At 71.9% G+C, this 24,915-nt stretch carries 19 protein-coding genes; 9 read left to right on the top strand and 10 right to left on the bottom strand.

Features of this window, described 5'->3' with window-relative positions; genetic code table 11:
* Nucleotides 1–147: 147 nt before the first annotated feature.
* Nucleotides 148–1,086, top strand: a complete 939-nt coding sequence (gene sigJ, locus ACFZDL_RS32530; RefSeq protein ID WP_353597076.1) for an RNA polymerase sigma factor SigJ — start codon at nucleotides 148–150, stop codon at nucleotides 1,084–1,086.
* Between the two features lie 142 nt (nucleotides 1,087–1,228).
* On the opposite strand, the gene ACFZDL_RS32535 is transcribed toward sigJ, so the two are convergent.
* Nucleotides 1,229–2,413, bottom strand: a complete 1,185-nt coding sequence (locus ACFZDL_RS32535) for a thiolase family protein (RefSeq protein ID WP_353597075.1) — start codon at nucleotides 2,411–2,413, stop codon at nucleotides 1,229–1,231.
* A 234-nt stretch (nucleotides 2,414–2,647) separates the two neighbouring features.
* Here ACFZDL_RS32535 and ACFZDL_RS32540 point away from each other — a divergent pair, with 234 nt between their 5' ends.
* Nucleotides 2,648–3,034 carry a luciferase family protein gene (locus tag ACFZDL_RS32540; RefSeq protein ID WP_353597074.1) on the top strand — a complete coding sequence of 129 codons (387 nt, stop codon included), beginning with the start codon at nucleotides 2,648–2,650 and terminating at the stop codon, nucleotides 3,032–3,034.
* 61 nt (nucleotides 3,035–3,095) lie between these two features.
* On the opposite strand, the gene ACFZDL_RS32545 is transcribed toward ACFZDL_RS32540, so the two are convergent.
* From ACFZDL_RS32545 to ACFZDL_RS32560, 4 genes are all read right to left on the bottom strand, one after another.
* Nucleotides 3,096–4,271 (bottom strand): SPFH domain-containing protein, encoded by a 1,176-nt coding sequence (locus tag ACFZDL_RS32545; protein WP_353597073.1) that lies wholly within the window; start codon nucleotides 4,269–4,271, stop codon nucleotides 3,096–3,098.
* Between the two features lie 11 nt (nucleotides 4,272–4,282).
* On the bottom strand, nucleotides 4,283–4,534 hold the full coding sequence (locus tag ACFZDL_RS32550; RefSeq protein ID WP_353597072.1) for a hypothetical protein: 252 nt from the start codon (nucleotides 4,532–4,534) through the stop codon (nucleotides 4,283–4,285).
* A gap of 108 nt (nucleotides 4,535–4,642) precedes the next feature.
* A complete protein-coding gene (locus tag ACFZDL_RS32555) occupies nucleotides 4,643–5,386 on the bottom strand; it encodes an alpha/beta fold hydrolase (protein WP_353597071.1) in 744 nt (247 codons plus the stop codon).
* 138 nt (nucleotides 5,387–5,524) lie between these two features.
* Nucleotides 5,525–6,085, bottom strand: coding sequence for an NAD(P)H-dependent oxidoreductase (locus tag ACFZDL_RS32560; protein WP_353597070.1), 561 nt, complete (start codon nucleotides 6,083–6,085; stop codon nucleotides 5,525–5,527).
* 120 nt (nucleotides 6,086–6,205) lie between these two features.
* On the opposite strand from ACFZDL_RS32560, the gene ACFZDL_RS32565 reads away from it, so the two are divergent.
* Nucleotides 6,206–6,880: a TetR family transcriptional regulator gene (locus tag ACFZDL_RS32565; RefSeq protein ID WP_391193181.1), complete on the top strand. Its 675-nt coding sequence runs from the start codon at nucleotides 6,206–6,208 to the stop codon at nucleotides 6,878–6,880.
* A gap of 176 nt (nucleotides 6,881–7,056) precedes the next feature.
* Entirely contained in the window at nucleotides 7,057–8,403 is a 1,347-nt protein-coding gene (locus ACFZDL_RS32570; protein ID WP_353597069.1) for a diacylglycerol kinase family protein, read from the top strand.
* Here ACFZDL_RS32570 and ACFZDL_RS32575 read toward each other — a convergent pair.
* Nucleotides 8,300–8,722: a transposase gene (locus ACFZDL_RS32575; RefSeq protein WP_391193183.1), complete on the bottom strand. Its 423-nt coding sequence runs from the start codon at nucleotides 8,720–8,722 to the stop codon at nucleotides 8,300–8,302. The two genes, ACFZDL_RS32570 and ACFZDL_RS32575, sit on opposite strands and share 104 nt — an antisense overlap.
* Nucleotides 8,723–8,758: 36 nt before the next feature.
* On the opposite strand from ACFZDL_RS32575, the gene ACFZDL_RS32580 reads away from it, so the two are divergent.
* Complete coding sequence (locus ACFZDL_RS32580) at nucleotides 8,759–10,054, top strand: RNA-guided endonuclease TnpB family protein (protein WP_353597068.1); 1,296 nt, start codon at nucleotides 8,759–8,761, stop codon at nucleotides 10,052–10,054.
* A 181-nt stretch (nucleotides 10,055–10,235) separates the two neighbouring features.
* Complete coding sequence (locus ACFZDL_RS32585; RefSeq protein ID WP_353597067.1) at nucleotides 10,236–13,538, top strand: BTAD domain-containing putative transcriptional regulator; 3,303 nt, start codon at nucleotides 10,236–10,238, stop codon at nucleotides 13,536–13,538.
* On the opposite strand, the gene ACFZDL_RS32590 is transcribed toward ACFZDL_RS32585, so the two are convergent.
* The 3 genes from ACFZDL_RS32590 to ACFZDL_RS32600 form a co-directional block, all read right to left on the bottom strand.
* Entirely contained in the window at nucleotides 13,535–14,335 is an 801-nt protein-coding gene (locus ACFZDL_RS32590) for an ABC transporter permease (protein WP_353597066.1), read from the bottom strand. The genes ACFZDL_RS32585 and ACFZDL_RS32590 overlap by 4 nt on opposite strands.
* Nucleotides 14,335–15,306, bottom strand: a complete 972-nt coding sequence (locus tag ACFZDL_RS32595) for an ATP-binding cassette domain-containing protein (protein WP_353597065.1) — start codon at nucleotides 15,304–15,306, stop codon at nucleotides 14,335–14,337. The genes ACFZDL_RS32590 and ACFZDL_RS32595 overlap by 1 nt, the downstream gene beginning before the upstream one ends.
* Before the next feature lie 276 nt (nucleotides 15,307–15,582).
* A complete protein-coding gene (locus ACFZDL_RS32600; protein WP_353597064.1) occupies nucleotides 15,583–17,064 on the bottom strand; it encodes an alginate lyase family protein in 1,482 nt (493 codons plus the stop codon).
* Between the two features lie 606 nt (nucleotides 17,065–17,670).
* Here ACFZDL_RS32600 and ACFZDL_RS32605 point away from each other — a divergent pair.
* The gene (locus ACFZDL_RS32605; RefSeq protein ID WP_353597063.1) at nucleotides 17,671–20,325 is read left to right on the top strand and encodes a hypothetical protein; all 2,655 of its coding nucleotides are present in this window, start codon (nucleotides 17,671–17,673) and stop codon (nucleotides 20,323–20,325) included.
* Between the two features lie 2 nt (nucleotides 20,326–20,327).
* Here ACFZDL_RS32605 and ACFZDL_RS32610 read toward each other — a convergent pair whose 3' ends face one another.
* Entirely contained in the window at nucleotides 20,328–21,335 is a 1,008-nt protein-coding gene (locus ACFZDL_RS32610; protein WP_353597062.1) for a DUF5937 family protein, read from the bottom strand.
* A 95-nt stretch (nucleotides 21,336–21,430) separates the two neighbouring features.
* Between ACFZDL_RS32610 and ACFZDL_RS32615 the strand changes: the two genes are divergently transcribed.
* Entirely contained in the window at nucleotides 21,431–22,627 is a 1,197-nt protein-coding gene (locus ACFZDL_RS32615; protein ID WP_353597061.1) for an MFS transporter, read from the top strand.
* Nucleotides 22,628–22,830: 203 nt separating this feature from the next.
* On the top strand, nucleotides 22,831–24,774 hold the full coding sequence (locus tag ACFZDL_RS32620; RefSeq protein ID WP_353597060.1) for a trypsin-like serine protease: 1,944 nt from the start codon (nucleotides 22,831–22,833) through the stop codon (nucleotides 24,772–24,774).
* The last annotated feature ends 141 nt before the right edge of the window (nucleotides 24,775–24,915 follow it).

A 24,915-nucleotide genomic window follows, 5' to 3' on the forward strand; every position in this document is an offset into this window, starting at 1 on the left:
GAGCTCCCTGTTCGCTGGAGGAGTGTTCCCCTCACCGTCCGACAGGACAGCCCCCCGGAATGTGAGGCGATCCACCGGCCTCACATTCCGGTGGGCTGTTCCGTCGGACTGGTGAGGGCAGATGCGACCAAGGGAGCTGTCGGAACCATGACCACCCGATGCGAGCCAGGACACGGCCGGCCCGATCCGGCCCTGGACGCGATCATGAGCGAGCGGCGCCAGCTGATCAATCTCGCCTACCGCCTTCTGGGCTCCCTGGCCGAGGCCGAGGACGCCGTCCAGGAGACCTACGCCCGCTGGTACGCCATGTCCCGGCAGCAGCAGGACGCCATCGAGTCCCCCGGCGCCTGGCTGACGACGGTCGCCAGCCGCATCTGCTTCAGCCTGCTCGGCTCGGCACGGGTCCGGCGGGAGACCTACGTGGGCGAATGGATACCCGAGCCGCTGCCCGGACGTACGGAGTGGATCAGCGGGCGGCCGGGCGGCACCACCGTCGACCCGGCCGACCGGGTCACCCTCGACGAGTCGGTCAACATGGCCTTCCTCGTTGTGCTCGAAACGATGACCCCGGCTGAACGCGTCGCGTTCATCCTGCACGATGTCTTCTGCCACTCCTTCGCCGAAGTGGCCGAGATCCTCGGCCGCACCCCGGCGGCATGCCGCCAGCTGGCCTCCTCGGCCCGCCGCCGCATCCGGGCCGCGCAGCCTTCCACGACTCCGGCAACCCAGCGCGCCGGCGTCGTCAGGGACTTCAAACAGGCATGGGAGGCCAAGGACATCAACGTCCTGATCGGCCTGCTCGACCCCGACGCCACGGCGATCGCCGACGGCGGCGGCCTCGCCACCACCTTCCTGCGCCCCATCGAAGGCGGCGAGCAGATCGCGCACGCCTGGATCGAAATCGCCTGCCGGAAGCCCGACAACATGACGTTCCTGGAGCGTACGGTCAACGGTCAGCCCGGTCTGGTGGCTCAGCAAGACGGCGTCACCGTGACGGTGTTCGCGTTCGACGTCGTAGGCGACCGGATCACGCGCATCTGGGCAGTACGCAACCCCGAGAAACTCCGTCAATGGACGACGGGCTGACGCGCTCTGGGTTTGTGGTGGGTTTGGGACGGCGACACGCCGAAGCGACGTCGTGTCGCTCCCTGGGTCAGGCGTATTCGCCGGTGCGGATGCTTATACCGCCGCACACCGCGTGCGCACGGCGGGCCCGTGCCCGCGCGGCTCACCCGATGGCCTCCAGCACCGTCGCGTTGGCGAGCCCGCCCGCCTCGCACATCGTCTGCAGCGCGTACCGCGCGCCCCGCTCGCGCATGGCTCCGACGAGGGTGGTCATGATCCGGGCGCCGCTGGCGCCCAGCGGGTGGCCGAGGGCGATGGCGCCGCCGTTGACGTTGACCTTGGCGGGGTCGGCGCCCGTTTCCTGCTGCCAGGCCAGGACCACGCTGGCGAAGGCCTCGTTGACCTCGAACAGGTCGATGTCGGAGAGGCCGAGCCCGGCCCGGCGCAATACCTTCTCGGTGGCCGGGATGACGCCGGTGAGCATCAGCAGGGGATCGGAGCCGGTGACGGCGAAGCTGTGCAGCCGGGCCTTGGGGCGCAGGCCGAGTCGGGCCGCGGTGTCACTGCTGGTGATGAGGAGCGCGGCCGCGCCGTCGTTGACCGCGCTGCTGTTGCCCGCCGTCACCGACCACTGGATCTGCGGAAACCGCTCGGCGAACCCGGGGTCGGCGAAGGCGGGCCGCAGCCCGGCCAGTACCTCGGGTGTGGTGGCGGGGCGGATGGACTCGTCCGTGTCCACCGTGCGCCCGCCCGCCGTCAGGGGCGCGAGCTCGGCGGCGAACCGCCCCTCCGCGGTCGCGCGGGCCGCCTTCTGGTGGGACGCGGTGGCGAACTCGTCCATCTGCTCGCGCGTCAGGGACCACTTCGCGGCGATCAGTTCGGCGCTGATGCCCTGTGGCACCAGCCCCTCGGGGTAGCGGGCCGCGATCCCCGGCCCGAACGGGTCGGCGCCCGCCGGGACGTTCGACCACATGGGCACCCGGCTCATGGACTCCACCCCACAGGCCACCACCAGGTCGTACGCCCCGGAGATGACGCCCTGCGCGGCGAAGTGCACGGCCTGCTGCGAGGACCCGCACTGCCGGTCCACGGTGGTCGCCGGGACCGTATCGGGGAATCCGGCGGAGAGCCATGCGTACCGCGTGGTGTTCATGGCCTGCTCGCCCACCTGGTCGACACACCCGCCGATCACGTCGTCGACCAGAGCCGGGTCCACCCCGCTCCGCTCGACGAGGGCGCCCAGCGTGTGCGCCAGCAGCTCCACCGGATGCACCCCGGCGAGCGCGCCGCCGGGCTTGCCCTTGCCGATGGGGGTGCGGACGGCTTCGACGATGACGGCGTCGCGCATGGCGATCGCCTCCTCTTCCCGCGAGGACGAGTAAGTTTGTTTTTCCAACGAACCTGCCTACTGAAGGGTAGCAAGGGGTGGGGGCCATCACAACCAGGGAGTACGGGAATCGGGCCCGGCAGCCCTCCTGGCGCTCTCCCGGTCCGTCACGCACCCAATCGACTTGTCGTATCTGATGGTTACGGTCAGGCAACGCGAGGGTGAGGCCCCGGGAAACCGGGGGAGGATGTATGCGTGAGCGTGGCGCATCGGGCCATGGAGCGACTGCGGGACTGGCCGGACCTCGACGTGGGCCCGGCCTGCTGTGGCATGGGCCACGCGGTGCGGACGGCGGAGTGCGAGATCGTGCACTTCCACTCCGACCGGGACGCCGACCTGCACCTTACCGAACCGGCCATCCGCCACCTGGCCGTCCACCTGGGGCGCTCCACGGCGATCCGGCTGGTGCCGGACTCGCAGTGGGTGACCGTGCACCTGGACAACGAGCGGGACGCGGATGTGCTGCTGTGCCTGGTCAGCGTCGCGCTGCAGGCGCATGCGCGATGTGCCGGGGCCGCGCCGCGCCGGTGCAATCTCAACCGGGTGACGTTCCCGGACCGGCGGGACTACCAGATGTGCTGACGCACGGCGGCCGGATGCGCTGGCAACTGGCCGCCGTGCGGTGGTCGTACGGCCCCGCCCTTCAGCGGATCTCGACCCTGCCGCCCTCGCCCGCCGGGCGCTGCCCGCCGCTCTTCTGCGCCTTCTCCGCCTTCTCCGCCTTCTCCACATCACCCTCGGGCGAACCCAGGTTGCGCCGCACCGAGTCCAGGATCGTCAGACCCTGCCCGACCAGACCCGCCGCGATCTCGCCCAGTCCGTCGGCGCCATTGAGGACGTTGACATTGGCTCCGGAGAGCCCGGAGGCGGCCTCCTTGACGATCTGCGGCAGCTGGTCGATGAGCATGCGGTCCAGCGCGACCCGGCCGTGCGAGGCCGCGGCCTCGGCCTGGATCCGCATCCGCTCCGCCTCGGCCAGCGCCAGCACCCTGATCCGCTCGGCCTCGGCCTCGGCGGGCTTCACGATCTCGGCCACCAGCTGCTGCTGGCGCAGATCGGCGGCGCGCTGGGCCAGTTCGGTCCGCGCGGCGAGCACCTCCTGCTGCGCATGGGCCTCAGCCAGCGGCCCGGCCTGCCCGGCCTGGGCCTGCGCGCGCTCCACCTCCGCCGAGTACTCGGCCTGCACGATGGCGGTCTGCCGGGCGTATTCGGCCTGCTTGCGCGCGGCCGCCTGCTCCGCCTCGGCCGAGGCCTGCGCGGCCTGGGCCTGGGCGATCTGGGCCTGGCGCTGGATGGCGGCCTTGTGCGGGGCCGACATCGCCGCGATGTAGCCGGTGTCCCCGTCGTCGATGGACTGGATCTGCAGCGAGTCCACGATCAGACCGATCTTCGCCATCTCGGTCTTGGAGGTGTCCAGGACCTCGGTGGCGAGCTTCTGCCGCTCGGTGATGATCTCCTCGACGGTCATCGAGCCGATGATGGCGCGCAGGTGTCCGGCGAAGATCCGGCCGGTCAGCACGGACATCTGGTCCTGGTCGGAGAGGAATCGCTGGCCAGCGTTGACGATGCTCTCGGTGTCGTTGCCGACCTTGAAGGCGATCACGGCACGGACCGTCAGCACGATGCCCTGCTTGGTGACGCACTTCTCGGCGACCTCGGCCTCGCACATCGCCAGCGTCAGGAACCGGGTCTTGCGGAAGACCGGGAGCACGAACTTGCCGTGCCCGGTCACCACGCGGAACGGCGCACCCCCCTGGCCCCGCCTGCCACCGGAGATGAGCATCGCCTCGTCGGGGGCGGGAACGCGGTAACCGAACATTTTTCGTCTCCTCAGCCGGCGTTGCCGGTCTCGCCGGCCAACGCGTTCAACGGATCAGCCCACTCGACGACGTCGACCTGGCGCGCGCCGCGGCAGTCGATGACGAGCACGGACGCCCCCTTGGGCAAGGGCTCGTCGGACCAGGCGAGGAAGGTCTCGGAGCCGCCTCTGACCCGTACCAGGACCTCACCGGGCCCCGCGGCACCGCGCGTGCCGATGACCAGCACACCGGTACAGCCGCGTACGGCATCGTCCGTCGCCATGGATGGCCACGCCCCCTCGTCCTGCTGACCTCGAGGCTCGGACACTACGCCCGTGGCGTCAACGCCTTTGACGGGGGTCGGTGTCGGGGTTGCCGAGGTGGTGGGGGTTCAGATCCGCGTGAGGCCGGTGGGGTCCGGGTCGTGCGGCCGGGTGCACAGGTCCACGAGGCGGGCGCGGTGCTCGGGGTGGCCCGAGAGCCAGCGGCCGAGCTGGTGGTCGGCGCCGTCCAGGACCAGCTTGGAGAAGCGGGACCTGGTACGGAGGGCCTGCTCGATCCCGGCGGTGACCTCGGGCGGGATGATCTCGTCGCGCTCGGGGACGACCAGGACGGAGCGGCCGGTGAAGGCGCCGAGCGCGTCGAAGACCGTGCTGGGGCGCCAGCTGTCGGGCCGGCGGATCAGCTCGGTGAAGCCGTCCCCGAACGGCACCGGCCACGCCTTTGGCCCGTACGCCGCCGGTGCGCACAGGCAGATCGCCTCGACCCGGTCGCCGAGGCGGGAGGTCAGATCGGCGACGGTCTGCCCGCTCATACTGAAGCCGACCAGCGCCAGCGGGCCGCAGTCGGGCGCGAACGCCTCGATGACGCTGAGCGCCTGACGGAACCTGCGCTCCAGGCTCAGCTCCGCCGGCCTCCCGGAGCTGTCCCCGTGTCCGGAGAAGTCGAACGCGAGGGAGGGGTGGCCCGCGGCGGCGAAGTCGCGGGCGAGCGGGATGCTCCGCTCCTTGCTGCCGACACCGGCCCCGTGCATGATCACCACGCGGGCGCGGCCGGCGTCGGACGCCGCGGGCCCGGTGGGCTCGAAGGAGGCACAGCTCAGGGCTTCGCCGTCGGCGTGGTGGATGAATTCCACGGGCACTCCCACTGGTCGGATGCGGCGGCATCGTTGTCTCGGCGGCAGCGTACTGGGCGGCCTCGGGCGGCCCGCGGAGCGCGAGCGGGCCCCGCCGACCGCGTTCGGTCGACGGGGCCCGCCGAGGGGAGCCGGGGCTCAGGCCTGCGCGGCCGCGGCTTCCTTCGTCAGGCGGGCGAGCACGTGGGTCAGCTGCTCGGTGACCTCGGCGTCGTCCGACGGGTGCTGCTCGGCGAAGCGGGTCAGCGAGCCGGGGATGGAGAGCTTGATGTCCTCGACGACGGTGCCGCCGGCGATGCCCACGGACTTGCGGGCGTCGTCGTGGGCCCACTGGCCGCCGTACTGGCCGAAGGCGGTGCCGACGACGGCCACCGGCTTGCCGGAGATGGCGCCGGCGCCGTACGGGCGGGACAGCCAGTCGATCGCGTTCTTCAGGACGCCCGGCATGGTGCCGTTGTACTCGGGCGAGAAGAGCAGGATGGCGTCGGCCTCACCGGCAGCGGCGCGCAGCTTCGCCGCCGCAGCGGGGACGGACCCCTCGACGTCGATGTCCTCGTTGTAGAAGGGCACGTCGGCCAGGCCCTCGTGGATCGTGATCTCGACGCCCTCAGGGGCGAGCTTCACGGTGGCCTCGGCGAGCTGGCGGTTGGTCGAGCCGGCGCGGAGGCTGCCGACCAGGGCGAGGATGCGAACAGACATGAGTTCTCCAAGATCGATAAGCGCCCGCGGAGCGGACCTCGTTAGTTGAAGGTTGTACCAGATAATCGGACCGCGGTCCACTTTAAACTAAGCGGACCGCGGTCCGCTACGATCTCCATCATGGACCCGTCAGCGCCGCCCCAGCCCCCGCCCCCTCCCGCCTCGTCATCCGCACCCGCGGACGTGGCCGGGCGGTCGCTGCTGCCCCTGGCCGGCCAGGCGCCCCCGATGCGGGCCGACGCCGTGCGTAACCGGGCCCGGCTGCTGGAGGCCGCCGCGCGGCTGGTGGCCGAGCAGGGGGTGGACAAGCTGACCATGGAGGCGGTCGCCTGCGCCGCGTCGGTCGGCAAGGGGACGGTCTTCCGGCGCTTCGGCGACCGCACCGGTCTGCTCCAGGCCCTGCTCGACCACTCCGAGCGCGCCTACCAGCAGGCGTTTCTCACCGGCCCGCCCCCGCTCGGACCCGGCGCCCCGGCCGTGGAGCGGCTGGCGGCGTTCGGGGTGTCCACCCTCCGGCAGATGTCCGCGTACCTCGACCTCTACCTGGCCGGCGATCCGCCCGCCGACCGCCGCCTGTCCGTGGCCCCGCGCCAGGTCCGGCTCACCCACATCACCATGCTGCTGCGCGAGGCGCACGCCGACGGCGACGTGGCACTGCTGGCGGAGACGTTGATGGGCTACCTGGAGCCCGCGCTCATCCACCATCTGACCCGGCAGCGCGGCATGGCGCTGGAGCGGCTGGAGGCGGGCTGGCGCGACCTCGTCGCCCGTACGGTCGGGCCCGCCGCCGCCTGAGCTGTCCCGGGCGGTTCGACTGAACCTCGCACCACCCACGGCCCGTCCTCCAGGGTGACGCGGACATGCTCTTGGCGTGGGTGAGCACGAACGGCCCGCCGTACGGCCTACCATGACGCGCTGTCGAGAGAGAGTCGAGAACGCCGTTGAGTGGTTTGCCGGGCCGGGGAGGGCCGATGGTGCTGGACCCTGGGGAGGGGGCCCATGCCGCGCAGCGCTGGTCGGCGCGGCTGTCCCTGGCCGCCGCCGCGCTGGGGCTGCTGCTGCCGATGATCTTCGCCGGGACCGCCAGCCTGATCCTGGTGGTGGTCGGTCTCGGCGGCATGGCGGTCACCGCCGCCGCCGTCTGGTGGGTGCTGACCCGCCGTGGCGTGGTCCGGATCGCGGCGGTCGTCCTGGCGGTGGCGGCGCCGCTCACCGTGATCGGGTTCTACGACGCGCGGAACCTGCTGTGGGTGGTCATGGTCGCCCTGGGCCTGTGGGGGGTGGCGGTCTGGGCGGGGCGGGCCGCGATCCGCAGCACCGGCTTCGGCGCCGTACCGGTGACGGAGTACCGGACCCCCGCGCCGCAGAGCCCCTTCCTGATCATGAATCCGCGCTCGGGCGGCGGGAAGGTGGGGCGGTTCGGGCTCAAGGAGAAGGCCGAGCGGCTGGGCGCGCGCGTGGTGCTGCTCGACCCGGACCACCCGCGGGACGTGGCCGCCCTGGCCCGGGAGGCGGCTGACGCGGGCGCCGATCTGCTGGGCGTGGCGGGCGGCGACGGCACCCAGGCCCTGGTCGCGGCGGTCGCGGTGGAGCGCGGACTCCCCTTCCTGGTGATCTCCTCGGGCACCCGCAACCACTTCGCGATGGACCTCGGCCTGGACCGCGAGGACCCGTCGGCCTGCCTGGACGCGCTCACCGACGGCGTGGAACTCCGCGTCGACCTCGGCTACGCGAACGAGCACCCCTTCGTCAACAACGCCTCCTTCGGGGCGTACGCGGCGGTCGTCCAGAGTCCCGCCTACCGCGACGACAAGGTGCGCACCACCCTGGAGCTGCTGCCCGACCTGCTGACCCGCCAGCGCGGCCCCCGGATGGTCGCGCAGGCCGACGGGGTCAAGATCGCGGCTCCCCAGGCCCTGCTGGTCAGCAACAACCCGTACCGCACCGGCGACCCGGCCGGACTCGGCCGCCGCGAGCTGCTGAACTCCGGCAGGCTCGGCGTCCTCGGCGTCAAGGTCGACAACGCCGCCCAGGCCGCCGGGCTGCTGCGCGGCCGGAAGGCGGCGGGCCTGACGGTGCGGACCGCCCAGGAGGTGGTGGTGGACGCCGACCGCGAGGAGATCGAGGTCGGGGTGGACGGGGAGGCGCTGATGGTGTCGGTCCCGGTGCGCTGCCGCATCGCGCCCGGTGCGCTGCGGGTCCGGGTCCCCAGGGTCAGGCCCGGGGTCCCGGCGGTGAAGCCGCCCCTGGACTGGCGGCGGCTGCGCAAGCTGGGCGCGGTGGTGGGGCGTACGGCGGTTGGCGGGCGCGGGTTCTGAGCGGCCCGGCGCCTCGGCGGCCGTCGGGGCGTGGGTCACTTCCCGCCGGGGCCGAACCGGTCGGCGAGTCGTGCTGCATGGGCAGGCGGCTGCCGACGCCCCGGGGCGTCGAGATCGCCACCTTCGGTGGGAAGTTCACGAACAGGTGGACATAGTCGGCCTCGCCGTCGAACTCCACCGCCTCGGTTCCGAAGTCTGCGCACACGCTGCGCGTGACCCCTTCATGTGCGTCGGTGAACACTTTTTGTCGTGCCTCATTGCGAAAACCAAAAACATATGCGAGAGAGAGTGCAATGTTCGCCAGTTCCGATCGATCCATGCTCGTCCATAAACCAACCGTATTACGGTGATCGGTATGAAGCTCCGGTACAACTTCCGCGTGTACCCGAGCGCTTCTCAGTGCGGCAAGCTGGCGAGGGCGTTCGGGTGCGCCCGCGTCGTATGGAACGACGCCCTCCGTCTGCGCCACGACGCCCACGCCAAGGGCCTGCCGCGCCCGAAGGCGGCCGAGCTGTCCAAGCGGGTCATCACCGAGGCGAAGAAGACCCCTGAGCGGGTCTGGCTCGGCGAGGTGTCCGCAGTGGTGCTCCAACAGTCCTTGCGCGACCTGGAGAGGGCGTACAGCAACTTCTTCGCCTCGAAGGGTGGCACCCGCAAGGGCCCTTCGATGGGCCCGCCGAAGATGAAGAAGAAGACCGCCCGGCAGGCGATCCGATTCACTGCGAACGCCCGCTGGTCTCTCACCAAGGGCGGGAAGCTGCGGTTGCCGAAGATCGGCGACATCCAGGTGTGCTGGTCCCGAGAGCTGCCCTGCGAGCCCACGTCCGTAACCATCATCAAGGACCCGTCCGGCAGGTACTTCGCCAGCTTCGTGGTCGAGGTGGACGACAAGCCTCTGCCCGGGCTGGATGTGGAGGAGACGGACACCGGGATCGATCTGGGCCTGTCTTCCTACGCCGTGCTGCGCGGCCGGAAAATCAAATCCCCGAAGTTCTTCCGCCGCCAGGAACGCAAGCTCAAGCGGGCCCAGCGTGCCGTGTCCCGTAAGCAGAAGGGATCGAACAACCGGCGCAAGGCCAGGCAGGCCATCGCCAGGGTCCATGCCCGCATCGCTGACCAGCGGCGCGACTTCATCGAGCAGGAGACCACCCGCATCGTCCGTCAGAGCCAAGCGGTCTATGTGGAGGACCTGAACGTGAGGGGCATGGCCACCCGGCGCGGCAGGCTCGGCAAGAGCGTCTACGACCAGTCCCTCGGCACCTTCGTCCGCGTTCTCGAAGCCAAGTGTGAACGGTATGGTCGGACTTTCGCCAGGGTCGATCGGTGGTTCCCCTCCACCCAGCTGTGCTCCCAGCCCGGGTGCGGTCGCCTTACCGGCCCCAAGGGCCGCGAGCAGCTCCACATTCGTACCTGGACCTGCACGGGGTGCGGCACCCGCCACGACCGGGACGAGAACGCCGAGGTCAACATACGCGCCGCTGGACGGAAACGTGTCGCTGCGATGCGGCACGAGGCGGAGCGTCAAAACGCCTGTGGAGAGCACGTCAGACCCCGCATGCCGGGGCAGCGCTCGTCGAAGCAGGAACCCACCCGGAGCCCTACCGCTGCATGCGGCGGGGCAGGCGGGAATCACCCACGTTCACGTGGGTGAGGACGTCAATTCGAACGGGCGGCGCCCGCCCTGCGCGCGGCGACCGCTGAGACGAAGGGCTTGGAGCCCGTCGGCACTCGCTGACGGGCCCCGCTGACCGACCTTCATTGACCAGTCCCGCGTACTGGCCCACCCCCGACCGCACAGTCGGGACGGTCCGCCGACTGGCTAACCTGACCCGGTGACCACCGAGCTGACCCTGCTGTCGCGGGTCTCGTGCCGCGGCCGCGAGATCACCGGGCCCCGGCTGCGCGGCCTGCTCGCGCTGCTCGCGGGCGAGCCGCGCACCGGCTGCGGCACCGCGCGGCTGGTGGACGGGGTGTGGCCGCGGGAGCGGCCCGGGGAGCGGCCGGAGAACCCGACCAAGGCGCTCCAGATCCTGGTCTCCCGCGCCCGCTCCCAGCTGGGCGCCGATGTGATCGCCAGCACCCCCACCGGCTACCGGCTCGCCCTGCCCGAGGAGCAGGTCGACAGCTCCGCCGTCCTGCTCAGCGAGGCCGCGAGCGCCCGCCACGCGCGCGCGGGCGACCACGCCGCAGCGCTCGCGCACGCCGAGGCCGGCCTCGCGCTGTGGGAGGGCGACCCGGGCGGCGAGGCCGAGGGCACGGAACACAGCGCGATGGCCGAGGACCCGCTGGCCGCCCTGCGCGCGGAGCGGGCCGCGACGTACCGGGCGCTGGTGCGCGCCCGCGCGCTGGCGCTGTCCCGGCTCGGCCGCCGGGCCGAGGCGGCCGGGCCGCTGGCCGGCCTGGCCCGCGAGCGGCCGCGGGACGAGGAGGTGCTGCTGGAGCTGTTGCGCTGCGAGGCGGCCACGCTCGGCCCGTCCGCGGCGCTGGCCAGGTACGACACCTACCGCCGCGCGCTGCGCGATCAGCTCGGCACCGACCCCGGCCCCGCGCTGCGGGCCGTCCACGAGGAACTGCTGCGGGGCGAGGCGCCGGTGGTGCGCCACGGCGTCCCGTACGAGCCCAATCGCTTGCTCGGCCGCGACGAGGACATCGCCGCGGTGGCGGGGCTGCTGGACGCCTCCCGGGTCGCCTCGGTCGTCGGGCCGGGCGGCCTGGGCAAGACGCGGCTGGCGCACGCCGTGAGCCGCCGGGCCGGGCGGCGCACCGTGTACTTCGTCGGGCTCGCGGGCGTCGCCTCGGACGAGGACGTGGTCAGGGAGGTCGCGTCGGTGCTCGGCGTCGGCGACGCCCCGCCCGTCTCGGTCGGCCCTCTGGGCCTGCCGGCGGACGTCCTCACCGGCATCCTGGGCGCTCTCGGCCCCGGGCCCGTGCTGCTGGTGCTCGACAACTGCGAGCACGTGATCCGCGGCGCCGCCGAACTGGTGCGGCATCTGGTGTCCCAGACCCAGGACCTGCGGGTGCTCACCACGAGCCGGGCGCCGCTCGGCCTCTCGTCGGAGGCCGTGTATCCGCTGCCGGAGCTGAGCCCGGCGACGACGGTCGAGCTGTTCGAGCAGCGGGCACGGGCGGTGCGGCCCGGCGCCGAGCTGCCCGCGGGCGCGGTGGAGGAGCTGTGCCGCCACCTGGACGGACTGCCGCTCGCGGTGGAGCTGGCGGCCGCGCGGGTCCGGGTCATGTCGGTCGCGGAGATCGCCCGCCGCCTGGAGGACCGGTTCACCCTGCTGCGCGGCGGCGCGCGGGACGCGCCGAGCCGCCACCGTACGCTGCACGCCGTCGTCGACTGGAGCTGGAACCTGCTGGACGCCACCGGGCAGGCGGCGCTGCGGGCGCTGTCCGTCTTCCCCGGCGGTTTCACGGCGGACGCCGCGCGCCATCTCCTGGCGGCGGACGACGACGCCCTCGAGGTGCTGGCGGACCTGGTCGACCAGTCCCTGCTGGGGGTCGCCGACACCCCGTCGGGGGCGCGCTTCCGGATGCTCGAGACCGTACGGGAGTTCAGCACCGCCCACCGGGAGGCGGCCGGGGAGACCGACGTGGTGATCGGCCGTTTCCTCGCGTGGGCCCGCGACTTCGGCCTCGCGCACCACGAAGGGCCCCACTCCGTCGACCCCTTCGCCCCCCTCGACCGGATCCGGGCCGAACAGGACAACCTCGTCCACGCCCTGCGGCACGGCCTCGCCCGGGCCGACGGCGCCGCGGTCGCAGCGGTCGCAGCGGTCTCCGCCGTGCTCGCGAGCCTGTGGACCGTCGAGGGCAACTACGCGCGCGTCGCCGTGCTGGCCGACGAGACCAGCCGTCCGCTGTCGCACTTCCGGCCCGAGCGGGAGTGTGACCCCGCGCTCGTCGAGGCCACCCGGACCGCCACCGCGCTGTTCACCGCGAACGCCTTCACGGTCATCGGACTGCACGCCGGCCGCCCGCTCGCCACCCTGCGCCGGCTGCCGCCCGCCGCGCCCGACACCCTGCCCCGGGCCGTCGCGACCGTCCTGGCCGCCGCGCCCGAGGTGCTGGGCGCCGACCCCGCCCCGCTGCGCGCGCTGTGCGACAGCGACGAGCCGCTGTTGGCGGGCGTCGCGAATGCCGTGGCGAGCTATGTCCTGGAGCGGGCGGGCGACCTGGACGGCGCACTGCGGACCGCCAGGAGGATGCTGGACGCGTTCTCGGGCCGCAGCGCCGCCTGGGTCCGTGTCCTCGCCCACTCCCGGATCGGGGAACTGTGCCTCCAGGCGGAACGGGGCGAGGAGGGCAGGCGCCATGGGGAGGCGGCGCTGCGGCTGCTGGAGGAGAGCATGCCGTGGGGGGACGTGTCCGGCGTCAAGGCGGCCCTGACCCTCGTCAATCTGCAACTGGGCGCCATCGACGAGGCGGAGCGCCGACTGCCGCTGACCACGTCGGACCGGATCGACGAAACGGTCGGCGTGCTCATCTTCGACCTCGGCATGCGGGCGGAGCTGCTTCTCGCACGGGGCGAGAACGAGGCCGGTCTTCGCCTGTGGCGACGGGCCGTCGAGGCGTCGCGCAGCGCCGAGAACGCGTTCTACCGCACCGATCCGCCCGGCCTGGAGCCCTGGACCCTGGAGGTCGAGGCCACCGCCATGGTCGCCCACGCGCACCACGGCCGGCTCGACCAGGTCGAGGAGAGCGTCGGCGAACTTCCCCACAAGCTGTGGACGATGCTCAGCCACCCCGTGGAGAAGCCCCCGGCCTATCTGATGGAATTCCCGGTGTGCGGGGCGCTGCTGCTGGCGCTGGCCCTGGTGGAACTGGACCGCGCGGAGCGCACCGGGGACGCGGCGGCCCGTGCGTCCGGCGCGCGGCTGATCGCCCTGGCGGAGCGGTTCCGCTTCCTGCGCGGATTCCAGCCGACCATGGCCTCCGCCCGGGCCCGCCAGGCCGCGGAAGCGGCCGACGGGGCGGCGTACGCGGAGGCGGTGTCCTCGTACACCGCCCTGGGGCGGGACGATCTGCGGGCCGCGGCCCTGACGGCAATCGAGCCCCTGACGGCCGCCCCGCGGGAGTACCGCGGGTACGGCGGGCACTGCCGGGCCCGCGAAGATCGCCCGGCCGGGGGCTAACGCCTCGGCTCCCGCCTGAACACCGCCCGCGCCCAGAGGAAGCCGACCAGGGTGAGCCCCACGCACCAGGCCACCGCGATGACGCCGCTGTTCCCGATCTCCGTGCCCATCAGCAGCCCCCGCAGCGTCTCGATGATCGGGGTGTAGGGCTGGTACTCGGCGAACCAGCGCAGCGCGGTCGGCATCGAGTCCGTGGGGACGATCGCGCTGCCGAGGAGCGGCAGGAACTGGAGCGGCATCGGCGCGTTGCTCGCCGTCTCGGGGCTCCTGCACACCAGCCCCATGGCGGCCGCGAGCCAGGTGAGCGCGACGGTGACCAGCGTCAGCAGGCCGAACACCGCGACCCACTCGACGGCGGTGGCGTTCGGCCGGAACCCCATGAGCAGCGCGAGCCCGGTGACCAGGGCGATGGCGACCAGCGTCTGGAGCACACAGCCGACGACGTGTCCGACCAGCACCGACGACCGCGAGATCGCCATGGTGCGGAACCGGTTGATGATGCCCGCGGTCATGTCGACGGAGATGGCCACCGCCATCGCCAAAGACCCGGAGGTCGCCGCCATCAGGATGATTCCGGGGGCGGCGTAGTCGATGTAGTCCGCGTCGCCGCCCGCCCCGCCCATCGGGCCGACACCGGTGCCCAGCGCGCCACCGAAGACATAGACGAACAGCAGCAGCATGATGATCGGCATCGCGGCGACGGAGATCGTCATGGCGGGGTAGCGCAGGGCGTGCCGGAGGTTGCGCCGCAGCATCGTCATCGAGTCGCGGAGGGGGTGGGTCACGGCGCTGCTCATCACGCGTTCACCTTCTGTGCGGTGGTGGTGGGGGTGCCGGGCTTTTCGGTGAGGGCGAAGAAGACGTCGTCCAGGTCGGGGGTGTGGACGGACAGCTCCTCGGCCTCGATCGACTCGGCGTCCAGCCAGTCGAGCAGGGACCTCAGCTCCCGGACACTGCCGTCGCTCGGCACCTGGAGGGTGAGCGCTTCCTCGTCACGTGACACCTCGCCGAGGGCGCGGGCGGCCCGCTCCAGATCGCCCGGCACGGCGAACCGCAGCCGGACATGGCCCCCCGGAATGCGCCGCTTGAGCTCGTCCGCGGTCCCCTCCGCGACCAGCTTCCCCCCGTTGAGCACCGCGATCCGGTCGGCGAGCTCATCGGCCTCCTCCAGGTACTGCGTGGTCAGGAACACCGTCACCCCGCCCGCCACCAGGTCGCGGACGATCTGCCACATGCTGTGCCGGCTGCGTGGGTCGAGGCCGGTGGTCGGCTCGTCGAGGAAGATGATGCGCGGCTCGCCGACCAGGGTCATCGCGATGTCGAGCCGCCGCTGCATCCCGCCCGAGTAGGTGGCGGGCGTCCTCTTGGCCGCCTCGACCAGGTCGAACCGCTCCAGCAACTCCGCGGCCCGCCGCCGCCCCTCGCGGCGGCCCAGGTAATTCAGGTCCGCCATCAGGAGCAGGTTCTCCTCGCCGGTGAGCAGGTGGTCCACCGCCGAGAACTGCCCGGTCACCCCGATCGCGGCCCGCACCGCGTCGGGCTCCTTGACCGGATCGTGCCCGGCGACGCGGATCTCGCCGCCGTCGGCGCCGATCAGCGTGGACAGGATCTGGACCATGGTGGTCTTGCCGGCGCCGTTGGGCCCGAGCAGCGAGAAGACCGTGCCTTCGGGGATGTCCAGGTCGATGCCGTCGAGCACCACCTGCTCGCCGTACGCCTTGCGCAGCCCGGTCGCCGTGATGGCCCGGGGGGATCGGGAATTCGTCATGCGGAAGAGAGTGCGGGCGGCCGGGTTCACGGCGGTTTCACGGCGGTTTCACGGGTGCCGGGGCCAGTGCGCACGGGGGTTGCGTGGCTTGCCACCGGCTGTGCCACGACTGGGACGCGGTGCGCTGCCTGGTCGCTGAGGGCGTAGGGCCGCAGGTCGGGGTCCGGGGGCCAGGGCCGGATCCGCCCCGTTTTCGCGGACCAGGCCCTGGAGGAGCCCCTGGGCGTATGACACACATCCGGGATGTAACAGATCCCGGGAATGTGCTAACTCTTCCTACGCGCCGTGGCGCCCCCGGCCGCGGCGGCGCAGGAAGAGCAGGCCGCCGGCGACGGCGGTGACGCCCGCGGCGGCCGTCCACCCGACGATCTCGCCGGAGCCGGTCGCGGCGAGGTCGCCCCCCGCGGTGGGGGAGGCGGAAGCGGAGGCCGATGCGGTGGCCGCCGTCTGGGGCCGCGGGTCGGAGGCGGCGCCCGAGGCCGGGGCCGAGGCCGAAGCTGCGGGCTTCGGTGTGGCCTTGGTGTCCGTCGCCTTGTCCCGCGTGAACGCCAGCGTCCCGAAGCCGAGCTGGTCGAATCCGCCGCTGTTGGGCCCGTAGTCCCCGCCGCCGCCCTCGGGCCCGGCCTTGGCGGCGATCTGCGTGAGGTAGGTGGCGGACAGCCCGCGCCGCTTGGTGTAGTGGTTGGCGACCATGGCCCAGACCGGCCGCACCTGCGTCGGGTCGGCGGGGGCGACCTGGGTGGGGGTCTGGATCCCCGGCCGATGGTCCACCTGGGCGTAGGGCGTGTACGGCACGTTTCCGCCCAGGCTCCACTTGGCCACGTACTGAGCGCCCTTGAGGAAGCGGTTGTCGTCGTAGCCGTACAGGTCGATGCCCTGGTTCCAGGCCATCTCGCAGAACGTGGCCATCAGCCCGACGCCCATCAGCGAGTGTCCCTGGTCGCGCCCGGCCTCCATCCACTCGGCGAGCCCGTCGTCGTGCACGACCGGGATGGCGTGCTTGATCGAGCCCATGCCGACGCCGTGCTTGAAGTACTCGACGGCCCGCTCGACCTTGGCCTGGTCGTCGCAGAAGATGCCCGTGGCCAGCGCGCAGGCCATGTTGCACAGGTCCCAGTTGGGCCAGTAGTGGGGGTCGGGGGTGCCGTTGTGCCTGACGAGAAAGTCCTCACTCAACGAGTAGAAGACGTCGACCAGCATCTTCTGGAATCGCTCGAGTTCGAAGTCGTCGCGGTCGCGGACGAGCTCGGCCGCGTTGGCGGCCTGGTACCCGTATATCCCGGCGGCCAGCCACCGGTCGGCGTTGCCGTGGACTTTCGTCAGCTTCGCCGACCAGGCGTTGAGGATCGCGACGGCGGTGTCGGCGTGGGCGCTGTCGCCACTGACGTGGTAGCGCAGGGCGTTCTGGTACGCGGCGTGGATGTCGTTGTAGAGGGTCCAGTAGTTCTGCTTCCACGTGCTCGGGGGGCGCACTTCCACGCCCCGGTACACGACGGTCTGCGGATTGGCCGTCCAGTCGCTCTGCGAATGCCGGTTGGCGGTCAGTTTCGCGTACCCGGCGGTGTAGGGGGAGGCGCCGGCCTTCACCTTGGCGGCCATACGGGCGAGGTCGGCGCCGGTGTGGAGGAGGCCGGGGTGCGCGAAGGCCCCGCCCGCGGCCACCGAGGGGGTGGCGACGGTGGCGAGGCCGACGGCTCCGGCTGCGGCGCCCGTGGCCTTGAGCATGGTGCGGCGGCTGATCTGTCGTGTCGCATGCATGCTATGGAGACGGGCGGGGGCGACGCCGATAACGAAAACTGGACGGGCCGTGGTGCAAACGCCCCCGCGCCCCGCCGCGTCAAGCGGTCCGCGGCCTGAACAGCCCCGGCCACTCCTCGGTCAGCCATCCCCGCTCGACCAGCCACTTCGCCCGAAACCGCGCGGCCTCCTCCGCCTCGGCAACAGCCGCTTGGACCCACTCCAGCTCTGACGGCGTCCCCCGACCGGCGGGTTCGAGGGGCCGCTCGCCTCACTGGCTGGTTGTCGTACGCGTCAGGCGGAGAGCTCTCCACCCCTGACCGCCGCGACGAACGACGACCAGGACGGCGCCGGGAACAGCAGCGCCGGACCGTGCGCAGGGCGGCCACCCTCCGCACGGTCACGCGCGAAGCGGGCCCCGGCCGTCAGGCGCGGGCACGGCCACGCGATGCCGTTCGCCCCGTCGCGCGGCGGGACCCCTCCCGGCCTCATGGGCCTACTGTCGCGCCGTGCCCGAAAGTCACTGAGCCGTGTCAAGTCTGCGTTTATCACGCATAGTTGGTCCTTATAGTGCTCCGAACGAATTGACGTCACGGCCTGCGGTGGCAGGGCAAGGACGGGGGCGACATGGAACGGGCGTTGGATGACGCGGTGGCGCAGCTCACGATCAGGGACCGGCTGCGCGTCAGACGGCTGAAGTTCCCCCGTAGGGCCGGAGCCCTGATCCTTCAGCTCGAGGGCGAGGGGCCGGCCGTCCGGGACTGGCCCCGTCTCTTCCACGAGCGGTACCGCGGCGTCCTGCCGCTCAACTGCCCGGACAAGCTGCCGGAGGAGGAGGACCAGGAGCAGGAGGTCGTCACCGAGCTGCTGGCCATCGTCCAGGGCTGTGGGTACGACGGCCGCCCGGCCTACCGACTGCCCATCGTCTTCCCCCGCTTCGCGGCGGCCTTCGCGGCGCTGTACGTCTGGCGGCCGGACGACGGGCAACTGCCGGCCAAGCAGAACACCAAGGTCGCGCGGATGGTCAAACAGGCGATCGCCGAGGAACGGCGCTACAACCTCAAGGAGATGAAGGAACGGGCCGAGGCCCTGGCCCGGGACGAGCAGGTGGCGCAGCGGCTGGGCGGGCTGGTCGGGGTGATGGTGAAGGTGGCGGACGTCTGCCGCTTCCCGCACCGCCGTACGGTGCGCTGGTACCGCAGGAAGTGGTTCAGGGGCCGGGTCGTCACACAGCTCGAGGTCTTCCGGGAGTTACGCGCCCGGCAGCAGAAGCCGGTGGAGGAGAAGCAGCTCCTGCTCGTCGAGGCGCTGCTCGCGGACATCGACGCGCATTACGGCTTCTTCCGCCGCCTCAACCGGGTGCGGCGCCCGGTCGTCCTGCTGCCGGACGTCGACCTGTCCGCCGCGCGGCGGCTGATCAGGGACCGGTTGCTCAAGGCCTACGAAGACGGGGCGCGCGATCTGCGGGTGCATCCCGTCGTCATCGCGACCTCCGCCCCGGGCGCCGCGCCGCCGCCGCGGGGGGAGAAGCCTGCCGTGACCGCGGAGGAACTGCCCGCGGCGGTGCCCGAACGGTTCCGCGAGCGGGACGAGGCGGTGGAGCGGTTGCGGCGCGGTCTGGAGGGAGCGCTGCCGAGCCGGGTGCTTCAGGTGTGCCTCGTCTCCCCGGCACCGGCCCCGCTCCCCGCGCTCAGGGCCGGCCGGTGGGGGCCGGCGACGTTGTCCGCCGGGACCATGGGCGTGGCCCTCGCGGTGCTCGCCGCGCTGCTGAGCTGGGCTCCTTGGGATCGCGCCGACGGCTGTGGCGAGCGGCTGGTGATGCGGGGCGCGGACTGCGTCGGGGCCTCGGACGGGACGGGCGTGTTCATGCCCCGGGTGCCCGGCATGCGTGAGGTGTTCGCCGGGATCGAGGCGGAGAACGAGCGGATCGCCCACAAGGCGCACGCGACCGTGGCGCTGATGATTCCGATGGAGTCGGACAACGCGGCCGTGCGCCGGCAGATCGTCAGCGAGGTGCAGGGCGCCTATCTGGGACAGCTCCAGGCGAACGGCTCGGACGCGGCCCCGCCCATCCGGCTGGTGCTGGCCAACCCCGGCCGGGACTACCGGGCCTGGCGGTTCACGGTGGACCGGCTGGTCGACCAGGAGCCGGAGCTGCGGATGGTCGTGGGCTTCAATCTGAGCCTGGACAGCACCCAGGCCGCCATGCGCTACCTCACCAACGACCTGAAGATCCCCGTCGTGGCCGGTCTGGTCACCTCCAAGGCCTTCGCCAACACCGACGGTCCGGGCCCCTACCGGTATCCGGGCCTGGCCCGCGTGGTCTCCACCAGCAAGGACCAGGCCGCCGCGCTGCTGAACTACGACCCGGGGCTGGCCCGGACGCAGACGGCGCTGGTCGCCGACACCCGGCCGGGCGACAGCTACAACAAGTCGCTCCGCGACGCGTTCACCGAGGCCCGGGGGGCCGGTTCCGGAGCCCAGGACATGACCTTCACCTCGGAGGGGCCGGAGATCGCGGGGGTCACCCCCAACGAGTTCGAGACCTTCGCCCTGAACCTCTGCGAATCCAAGGCGCGCGTCGTCTACTTCGCGGGCAGGGCCTTTCACCTCGATCTGTTCGTGAAGAAGCTGGCCCGCACCTACTGCGCCCGCAAGCAGTCGTACACCGTGATCACCGGATCCGACGCGACCTCGCTCGACGAGCGCCTCGGCCGCGAGGAACGCGCGCTGCTACGGGGCGACCCCAAGGCCGGCACCCCCACCGTCAACGTCCTGTACGCGGCACCGGCGCACCCCGACGCCTGGGATGTGGAACTCGAGCGCTGGAAGAAGCACGCGGGTGCGAAGGGGACGGACACCAAGAACTACCCGCGCTATCTGGTGGAACCGCAGCAGGCGATGGCGCGACTGCGCGCGGAGGCCAAGGCCCACGAGGGAAAGCTGGGCAAGGTGAGGCTCGACGACGGACGGGCGATCGAGACCCACGATGTGATCCTGACCGCCGCGAAGGCCCTCACGAAGGCGGCGGCGACCACCAGAACGCCCGTCCCGTCGATGGAGAGGATCAAGGAGGACTACGAGAACCTGAACTCCAGATTCCGGGTCGAGGGAGCGGGTGGCTGGATCTGTCTGACGAACGCCGGCAACCCGTACAACAAGGCCCTGGCCATCGTCCGCCTCGACCCGATGCGCGCCAAGCTGACCTTCGAGGCCCTGGCCTGGCCGAAGGGCACCCCGGCCCAGGACGACCGCTGCGTGGTGCCGCAGAACCCCGAATGACATCAGAGAGGCGCAGTGGCTCCGTCGGGGGCCATGAGCGCGTCGGCCACCGCTGTGCGCGCGTACAGCACCGAACGGCCCGCCCGGTGCGCCGTCACCAGCCCCGCGCCGCGGAGCGCGGTGAGATGCTGCGACACCCCCGCCGCCGACATCCCGACGTGCGCCGCGAGCTGCGTCGTCGACGCCGGGGTGTCCAGCTCCGCGAGCAGCAGGGTGCGGGACCGGCCCAGCACCGCCGCGACCGCGTCGACCGACCCCGCCTGGCGCGGCTCCCACAGCGTGCCGATGCCCCGTGCGGGATAGGCGAGTTGCGGGGGGTCGGGCGGTACGGAGCGGGTGAGCACCCGTGGCCAGGCGAAGGCGGAGGGCACCAGCAGCAGCCCGGCCCCGGCCTCGGCCCGGCTCAGCCCGCAGTGCCGGCGTACCAGGCGCAGCGTGCCGTCGTCCCAGCGCACGGTCTCGTGCAGCTCGCTGAGGACCTGCCCGGCGCCGTGTTCGGCCACCTGCCGGGCCCGGTGGAAGACATCCGCCTCCAGCAGCTGCCGTATCCGGCCCCAATAGGGCGCGAGCGCCAGCTCCCAGTACGTCTCGATTTCGGCGGCCACCTTCTGGAGCGCCGCTTCGGACGCCTCCCGGAGCAGCCGGATCCGTGGCTGCCGGACCAGGTCCCGTTCGGCGCCGAGCATGTCCAGTTCCGTGCGTACGCGCTCGGCCGGGGTCTGCCGGATCGCGTCGAGTTCGGCGGCGAGCGTGGGGAAGGGGGCCGTGGGGGTCGGGTTGAGGAAGTCCGCGAGATAGCCGCCCTCGGGAATCAACGTGGCCAGCCAGCCGCGGTCGAGCCCCGCCTCCGCCAGCCGCGGCCGTACCTGTGCCGCCCACCGGCGGTGCGGTGGCGGCTCGCCCTCGGCGCCGCGCAGCAGCCGAAAGCTGGTGACGACTTCCCACATCGGAGAGACCGCGAAGCGCGTCTGTGCCAGGTCCGCGGCGGAAAAGCTGAGCCCGGTCTCCATGCGATCTCCCTGCCGACGACGCCCACTGCCCCTCATGGATTCGGTCTGACCTTAATCAATGGCAAGGCCGCTGGGCGATCGCGCACTCTCCCGGCATGCTCTCCACATTCCGCGGCCTGCCGTCCGTCGTCTGGACCGTCTTCGCCGGCACGATCGTCAACCGGCTCGGTTACCTCGTCACCCCCTTCCTGGTCTTCTTCCTGGCGGCGCGCGGCGTCACCGGAGCCGAGACCACCTATGTCCTGGGCGCCCTGGGCGCGGGCAACCTCCTCGGCCCGGCACTCGGCGGCCTGCTCGCCGACCGGATCGGCCGCCGCTCCACGATGCTGATCGGTCTCCTGGGCGCATCCGCCGCGCAGGGCGCCCTGTTCGCGGCGCCAGGGGTGCTGACGATGGCGGCCGCCGCCCTGCTGCTCAGCGCGGCGGGCGCGATGATCAGCCCGGCCGCGTACGCGCTGCTCGCCGACTCCGTGGACGCGGGCCGCCGACAGCGCGCGTACGCGCTCTTCGGCTGGGGTGTCAACATCGGAACGGCCGTGGCCGGCGTTCTCGGCGGTTTCCTCGCCGCACACGGCTTCTGGCTCCTGTTCGCGGTCGATGTGGCCACCATGCTGGTCTACGCGGTGATCGTCGCCACCCGGCTGCGGGAGACCCGCCCCGCCGGGAAGGACGACAAGGGCGCGGCGGCGGACGGCATCGGCTACGGCGTCGTGCTGCGCGACCGTCTGCTGCTCGCCCTGCTCCCGCTGTTCGGAGTCCAGCTCTTCGTCTACTCGCTGACCGAGGTCGCCCTGCCGCTGGCCATCCGCGACAGCGGGCTCTCACCGGCTGTCTACGGCGCGATGGCCGCCGTCAACGCGGTGTTCGTGGTCGTACTCCAGCCGGTCGCCACGGCCACTCTGGCCCGGCTTCCGCAACTGCCCGTGCAGGCGGGCGGCAGCGTGCTGATCGCCGTGGGCGTGGCGCTGACCGGTGTGGCCGACAGCGTGGCCGCGTACACCGTGTCCGTGGTCGTCTGGTCCCTCGGCGAGGTCGTGGTCGCGGGGATCGCCGCGTCGATGGTCGCCGGACTCGCCCCGGCCCACGCCCGCGGCCGCTATCAGGGGGCCTTCCAATGGACCTGGGGAGTGGCCCGGTTCGGCGCCCTCACCCTGGGCGTCACCGTCTACACGTCCCTGAGCCCCGCCGTCCTGTGGTGGAGCGCCCTCCTCGCCGGCGTCCTGACCTCGGCCGTGACCCTCGCGCTCCGGTCCCGGGTCGACCGGCGCATGGAGCACGATCTGGCCGCCTGATGCGTCTTTGCCAAGTCTTGTGCGCCCGTTTCCCGCGGCGTGGCCGACGGAACGGCCAGCGGTCATACGATCAGTCCGCCTCGGGAGGGGAACGCGTTTTCTGACCGCGTTCGTCCGTATAGCGGGCGGTGTGGATGCTGCCGTTGTCCGGCCGCTTCTCCCTGTCCGGGCGCGAGTCGATCCTTCACCGACAGGAGACCTGAGTGTTCGCTGCCCAGAAGCGGGAGCGGCGCAGAAGGCGGGCGCGAAGAGCCCTCCCCGCCGCCGCCGTCGCGGTCGCCGCCGGCTTCGCCGCCGCCGCGCTTCCCCTCGCGCCCGCCCACGCGTCGCTCGCCCATGGCTCGCCCGAGCCGGTGACGGCGCGTGGCGCCGGGCCCTCGCACACCGAGCTGCTGGCGCGAGTCAAGGGCGCGCTGAGGGCGGATCAGCGGCAGGGGGCTTCGGCGGAGGCGAACCCGTCCGCGCACGCGAAGCCTTCAGCGGGCGCCACCTCCCCGTCGGGCACCACCTCCCCGTCGGGTACGACCTCGCCGTCGGACGCCACCTCGCCGTCGGGTACGACCTCGCCGTCGGGCGCCACCTCGCCCTCGGGCACCACCTCCCCGTCGGTCACCGCCGATCCCAAGATCATCGGCGGTACGGAGACCACCATCACCACGGCCCCATGGATGGCGCAGCTCTGGTACTCCGACGACAAGGGCACCACCGACACCTCGGACGACATCGGCTTCTTCTGCGGCGGCACCGTCGTGTCCCCCACGAAGATCCTGACCGCGGCGCACTGCGTGAAGGGCTACGACTGGAACGCCAACGGCGCCGTCATCACCGGCACCGCCCAACAGCCGACGGACAACAGCGACGGCTCCGTCGACGTGCACGGCGGCACCGTCTCCGCGGTCTGGCGGCAGTGGAACCACCCGTCGTACAGCGCGACCACCATCGACAACGACATCGCCATTCTGACGCTGCCCGGCCCCGTCACCGCCAAGCCCGCCCCCATCACCACCTCCAACGACACCGCGTCCTACGCCGCGGGCACCCAGGCCACCCTCTACGGCTGGGGCCGCACCAGCTCCACCAGCCAGGACATCTCCGAGACGCTGCGCACCGCCACCCTGCCGATGGTCTCGGACACCACCTGCGCCACCACCTACGGCACCCAGTTCATCAAGGGCCACATGGTCTGCGCGGGCGAGCCCGCCACCGGCTCGGACACCGGCACCGTCGCCGCCTGCAACGGCGATTCGGGCGGCCCGCTGATCGTCGGCGGCAAGGTCGTCGGCGTGGTCTCCTGGGGCGCCACCGACTGCGTGGCCGAGGGCTCGTACAGCGTGTTCACCAAGGTGAGCACGTACGTCGGGGCGGCCTATCCGCGGATCGACGACACCAACCTGAACGGCGACGCCAGGGCCGACCTGTTCGTGCGCCGCGCCTCGGACAACACGGGCTACGAGTACGACTCCAAGGGCACCTCGTTCGCCACCCGGGTGTCCTGGGGCTCGTACAGCGACAAGAACGTCGTCCTTCAGACCGACCTCAACCGGGACGGCTTCCAGGACCAGATCATCCGCCGCGCCTCCACCGGGGCGATCTACTGGCGCCACTGGGTCCCGGTCAGCGGGAGCTGGGCCACCACCCTGGTCTTCGGCAACTGGTCCACCCGTACCAAGGTCGTCGCACCGGGTGATGTGACCGGCGACGAGCTGCCCGACCTGCTGTCGGTGACCGCGAGCGGCACGCTCTACATCTACCCCGGCAAGGGCGACGGCACCTTCGCCTCCCCGGTCGCGGTCGGCAGCGGCTGGAACCAGTACAACCGGCTGCTCGGACACGGCGACTTCACCGGCGACGGCAAGCCCGACCTGATCGCCCGCGGCAGCAGCAACTCGTACGTCTACCTCTACCCGGGCACCGGCAAGTCCGGCTCCGGGGCGTTCGCCACCCGGATCCACGTCCGTACGTGGAGCCAGTACGACGCCTTCGCCACGGTCGGCGACATCACCGGCGACGGCAAGGCCGACCTGGCCGCCCGCACCCCCGCGGGCACGCTCTACCTCTACCCGGGCACCGGCAAGGCCACGTCCGACCTCTTCGGCACGCCGGTCACGATCGGCACGGGCTGGCAGCAGTACAACCTGTTCGGCTGAACCGGCTGAACTGGCCGCAAGAGGTGGTTTATCGGGCGCCCGCCCCCTAGCTTGATCTTTAACCTGTGCGGCGTGGCCGTGGGGTTGTTGACTTCCTCTTGCGCTGTTTTGGTGTGTCTGTTTTGCGGACTGTGTGCACGT

Origin of the sequence: Streptomyces sp. NPDC007917 (assembly GCF_042959105.1) — a bacterium.
Taxonomy (GTDB): Bacteria; Actinomycetota; Actinomycetes; order Streptomycetales; family Streptomycetaceae; genus Streptomyces.